The 5,173-nt window shown below is 71.5% G+C and carries 3 protein-coding genes; 2 read left to right on the top strand and 1 reads right to left on the bottom strand.

Features of this window, described 5'->3' with window-relative positions; translation table 11 throughout:
• Positions 1 to 2: 2 nt before the first annotated feature.
• The gene (locus tag Cs7R123_RS30670; protein WP_212831597.1) at positions 3 to 1,295 is read left to right on the top strand and encodes an MFS transporter; all 1,293 of its coding nucleotides are present in this window, start codon (positions 3 to 5) and stop codon (positions 1,293 to 1,295) included.
• A 170-nt stretch (positions 1,296 to 1,465) separates the two neighbouring features.
• Here Cs7R123_RS30670 and Cs7R123_RS30665 read toward each other — a convergent pair whose 3' ends face one another.
• Entirely contained in the window at positions 1,466 to 2,236 is a 771-nt protein-coding gene (locus Cs7R123_RS30665) for an SGNH/GDSL hydrolase family protein (RefSeq protein ID WP_244872244.1), read from the bottom strand.
• 223 nt (positions 2,237 to 2,459) lie between these two features.
• Here Cs7R123_RS30665 and Cs7R123_RS30660 point away from each other — a divergent pair, with 223 nt between their 5' ends.
• Positions 2,460 to 5,141, top strand: a complete 2,682-nt coding sequence (locus Cs7R123_RS30660) for an NB-ARC domain-containing protein (protein ID WP_212831588.1) — start codon at positions 2,460 to 2,462, stop codon at positions 5,139 to 5,141.
• Positions 5,142 to 5,173 lie beyond the last annotated feature (32 nt).

Below are 5,173 nucleotides of genomic sequence, written 5' to 3'. Positions count from 1 at the left end.
TCATGACCGTCGTCGAACAGGCCGCAGTCTCCACGGAGCTGCCCGACCAACCGGCGCCCGCGCCGCCGCCGGTGCCGCTGCGCCGCAACCGCGACTTCGTGCTCCTGTGGGCCGGCGCCGGGATGGCGTTCCTGGGCACCCGGGTCAGCGCGCTGGCGTACACGCTGGTCACGTTCTGGTCCACCGGGTCGGCCACCGCGGCCGGCCTGGTCACCTTCGCCGCGCTGCTGCCCAACCTGCTGGTGCAGCTGCCCGCCGGGGCGTTCGTGGACCAGTGGGACCGCCGCCGCACCATGATCGTGTGCGACCTGGGCCGGATCGTCGCCATCGGCAGCGTCGCGGTGGCGGTGCTGTCGGGCCACGTCTGGGTGGCCCACCTGATGGTGGTGGCGTTCGTCGAGGCCAGCCTGGGCGTCTTCTACCGGCTGTCCGAGCGCGCCGCCGTACGCAACGTCGTCGCGCCCGACCAGCTCGGCGCCGCCATGGCCGGCAACGAGGCCCGCGGCCAGGCCGCCGGGCTGCTCGGCCAGCCCATCGGGTCGCTGCTGTTCTCGCTGGTGGCGTGGATCCCGTTCGGGTTCACCGCGCTGGCGCACCTGGGCTCGCTGACCACCCTGCTGTTCATCCGCAAGAGCCTGCAGGCCGAGCAGGAGGAGCACCGGGCACCGCGCATCCTGGCGCGCATCAGGGAGGGCTTCGCGTTCGTCTGGGGGCAGAAGTACCTGCGCCGGGCGCTCGGGCTGCTCGCGGCCAGCAACATCCTGTTCCAGGTGCTGGCGCTGGCCCTGATCGTGATCGTGAAGGAGGACGGCGGCACGCCGCCGGTGATCGGCTTCATCCTGGCCGTCAACGGCGTCGGCGGCATGCTCGGCGCGCTGAGCAGCAACTTCTTCATGAAGCGGTTCGGCATCCGCAAGATCATCATGTTCGTCAACGTGTCCTGGGCCGGGCTGATGGCGGCCATCGCGTTCGCCCACCACCCGGTGGCCCTGGCCGCGATCTACACCGCCATCGTGTACGGCGCCGGCGTCGGCAACGTCGCGGGCATGGTCTACCAGGTCAAGACGACCCCCGACAACATGCAGGGCCGTGTCGGCTCGATCTCGATGCTGCTCGCCTCCGGCGCGAACTCCATCGGCGCCCTCATCGCCGGCTTCGCCCTGGACGCGTTCACCTCGACCACCGCCGTCCTGGCCGTCACCGCCGTGATGGCCCTGCTCGCGATCCTCTCGGTGCTCGCCTTCGGCGGCCGCCGCGCCGCCGAAGCCGAAGCCGCCATCAACCTCACCCGCTGACCCCGACCCCCGCCCGCCGCCCGCCGACCCCCGACCCCCGACCCCCGACCCCCGACCACCGACCACCGAGCGCCGAGCGCGTCAAGATCACCGCCAAGTTGCCGGGCAATCGGGCATATGAACGCCCAAGATACGCCCGATTGCCCGGCAACTCGGCTGATCTAGAGGGGTCAGTGGGGCTGGTGGACGGGGAGGGGATGGGGGCGCTTGGCGGTGATGCCGTCGCCGGAGGACTGGCCGCGGGCGTGACGGACCAGCCAGGGCAGCAGGTATCCGCGCAGCCAAGCCCCATCGGCCGCGGCCCGCTGCCACACCGTCCGGCGCGGCTGATCCGGCAGCGGCGCGCCCCACGACCCGTCGAAGCCCGGCAGCCCGAGTGCCCAGGCCAGCCCGCGCCCGATCCGCTCGTGACCGGCGCTGTTGGCGTGCAGCCGGTCCGGGCTCCACAGCCGCGGATCCCCGGCCACCTCGTACGCCCCCAGGTCCAGCAGCACCGCGCCCGAGGCCGCGCTGACCTCGCGCAGCGCCGCGTTGTACGCCTCGAACCGGCCGCGCAGCGGGCGCGCCAGCGGCATCACCCGCACCGGGTCCGGCATCGTGAAGGTCAGCACCGTCGCCCCGGCCCCGACCAGCGCCGACTGCATCCGCCCGATCCGCCCCACCACGTCGTCGACGTCGAACCGGCGGCGCAGCATGTCGTTGACGCCCGACACCACCGTGCACAGGTCGGGCCGCAGTGCCAGGGCCAGCGGCAGCTGCTCCTGCTCGATCTCGGCCGTCTCGCGGCCCCGGATGGCGAGGTTGGCGTACTCCAGGCCGGGGTGGGCCGCCGCGACGTGCTCGGCGAACCGGTCGGCCCAGCCACGGAAGCCGCCCCGCCCGTCCGGGTCGTCGAGCCCTTCGCTGGTGCTGTCACCTATCGCCACGTACCGCCGCCACATGACCGCCGAGAGTACCGGGCCCGGCGGGCGGCCCCGGCAATCAGGCATGAATCTACATAGGAGGACCGAACCGGTCGATGCCGTATGGGCGTTTACGGCAGGTGACCGGGCCGGTTCGGCGCTGTAGCGGGCGATCGGCGGCACATAGACTTCAGATTCGGCTTTCTGCCGGACTCCTCTGTTTTGTCGCCCATCGGCCCCACCGTGCCTTGCGAGGGAAACTGTGAACGATCGGCTCGACGTCCGGCTGACCCGCATGCGCATGTACGTGCTGATCGACGCCTTCGAGCGCGACATCCGCGACGTCCTGCGGCGCTTCGTCCTCGACGACCTCTCCGACGAGGAGGTGCTGGGCGGCCAGTTGCTGGTCAAGGCCAGAGACCGCCAGATGAAGGACCGGGGAGACGAGTCCGGGCACTCGCTGGTCGAATACCTGGACTTCCGGGAGACGTACGGGCTGCTCAACCGGCACCGCGCCATGCTGCCCGAGGCGCTGGCCCGCGAGACCACCGATCTCACCGCGGGCCTGGACCGGCTCGTGCTCATCCGCAACCGGGTCATGCACGGCCGGCCGCTGGCCGCGGGCGACCCGGACGCGCTGTCGGCGCTGCTCAGCATCCTGCTCGCGCCGCAGTGGCGGGCTCTGCACGACACCTGGCGGATGCTGCGCGACGACCCGTTCTGGGAGCCGACCGACGAGCCCAGCCCCACCGACTTCGGCTACGCGCTGCACAACCTGCCGCTGCCCGACTACGACGAGACCGGCCTGATCGGCCGCGAGGCCGACGTCGACCGGCTGCTGGAGATGTGCAAGCGCGGCCGCGACAACGTCATCACCATCACCGGCGAGGGCGGCATCGGCAAGACCGCGCTGGCGCTGGAGGTCGCCTACCGGCTCGTCGACGACCCGTCCCGGCCGTACGACGCGGTGCTGTGGTGCTCGCTGAAGACCGAGCGGCTGACCGCCGAGGGCATCCGCAGCATCTCCAACGCGGTCACCACGCTGACCGGCGCGATGGAGTCGATCGTGTCGGCCGTCGACTCCGGCACCATGACCAGCTACGACCAGCTCGCCCGGCTGCTGGCCGGGCTGCGGACCCTGATCGTGATCGACAACCTGGAGACGGTCAACTCCACCACCTTCGTCGACCTGTACGAAGCCCTGCCGCCCGAGGTCCGCTTCCTGCTCACCAGCCGCGTCGGCGTCGGCGAGCTGGAACGCCGCTACCCGCTGGGCGCGCTGTCGGACAAGGACGGGGTGCGGCTGCTGGCCGACCTGACCAACCGGCGCCACGTCGCCACCCTCCAGCGGATCCAGCCGCAGTCGCGCGAGGAGATCGTGCGGCGCCTGCGCAGCAGCCCGCTGGCGATCAAGTGGTTCGTGCTGGCGGTCGAGGCGGGCAGCGAGCCGCTGACCCTGCTGCGCAACCAGGGCGAGCTGCTGGAGTTCTGCGTCCGCTCGGTCTACGACACGCTCAGCCCCGAGGCGATGAAGCTGCTCCAGGCGCTGTACGCCCTGGGCCGCCCGGTCACCGCCGACGAGCTGGTGCTGCTCGTCGGCAGCTCCGTCGACGACATCAGCCGGTCGAGCAAGGAGCTCACCCGCGGCTCGCTGGTGCGGGTGTCGGCCAAGAACGAGGTCAGCGGGGCGTTCGACATCGCGATCTCGGAGTCGGCGTCGCAGTTCATGCGCCACGCCGACCTGGCCGACAGCACGTACATCGGGGAGATCGCGCGGCGGGAGGAGGAGTTCCGGGTCGACGAGGAGCGGCGCGCGCACGAGGCCGCTGAGCGCAGCCTGGCCCCGATCGTGGTGCGCGCCCGCGACCACGCCGACGCGGCCACGGCCCAGCTGCTGCGCCGGGCGCTGCTGGCCAGCCAGGCCGACGACTACGCCCACGCGTACGAGTTCGTGAGCAAGGCGCGCAGCCTGAACCCCGACTTCTGGGAGGTCGACCGGGTCGAGGGCTTCCTGCGCGCCAACCAGTCGGAGTACTCGGTGGCCACGAACCTCTACCTCAAGGCGTACAAGCAGGCCGAGGGCGAGCACCGGGCCGTCGTCGCGCACTTCCTGGCCGGGCACCTGTCGCGCAACGTCAAGGACCTGGAGACGGCGCTGAAGTACTCCCGCGAGGCCCACCAGGTGCTCCAGACCCCTGAGACCGGGGTCGCGCTGGGCAACACGCTGGTGTGGTGCCGCCAGTTCGACGAGGCCATCACCCTGATCGAGCCCGCGGTCGGCCGGTCCAAGGCCAAGGCGCGGCTGATCGCCGTCACCAGCCTGATGGAGGCCCACCGCCGCTACGGCGAATACCTGCGCGACAGCATCCGCAACCCGATGGCCGCCTTCGACCAGGCGTGGAAGGGCTTCGAGACGGCGGTGCCGCTGCTCACCGAGGGCATCATCGACCGCAAGTTCATCACGTCGGCCACCGACGCGGTCGGGGTCGGCTTCCTGAGCATCGCGATGGCGCTGGAAGGCTCGGTGGAGATCCCGGCCGACGCCCAGGAGCGGATCGGGGCGGTCCTGCCGTACCTGTCCCGGATGGCGGCCTCCAGCAGGTGGCAGTTCCTGGTCAACGCGCTGGACCGGGTCTGCCGCGTCGAAGACGCCCCCGCGGTGTTCGCCACCGTCAAGGAGCGGACCACCACCTGGACCAGGGGCGGGCGCGACGGCGACGGCGAGGCCCAGTCGGAGCTGCTGGGCCAGATCCACTCGCTGCCGGGGCCGACGTTCGGCTTCATCGCGCACGACGACTTCCCGGGCAACATCTTCTTCCACCGCGACTCGTGCGCGGCCGACAGCCCGTTCCGCAGACTGGCGGCGGGGCAGATGGTGCGGTTCCGGGTGCAGACACGCGAGGACGGCCGCATCCGCGCCGTCAACGTGTCGGCCGCGGACTGAGGCGGACAAGAAGAGGCCCGGCCGCTGCGGGC

The sequence above is a fragment of the Catellatospora sp. TT07R-123 genome, assembly GCF_018327705.1.
Lineage (GTDB): Bacteria > Actinomycetota > Actinomycetes > Mycobacteriales > Micromonosporaceae > Catellatospora.
This window is presented reverse-complemented; position numbering and strand designations above follow the sequence as displayed.

Coding starts and splice junctions, on each gene's coding strand:
- Cs7R123_RS30670 (WP_212831597.1), top strand. CDS start 3: ATGACCGTCGTCGAACAGGCCGCAGTCTCCACGGAGCTGCCCGACCAA.
- Cs7R123_RS30665 (WP_244872244.1), bottom strand. CDS start 2,236: ATGTGGCGGCGGTACGTGGCGATAGGTGACAGCACCAGCGAAGGGCTC.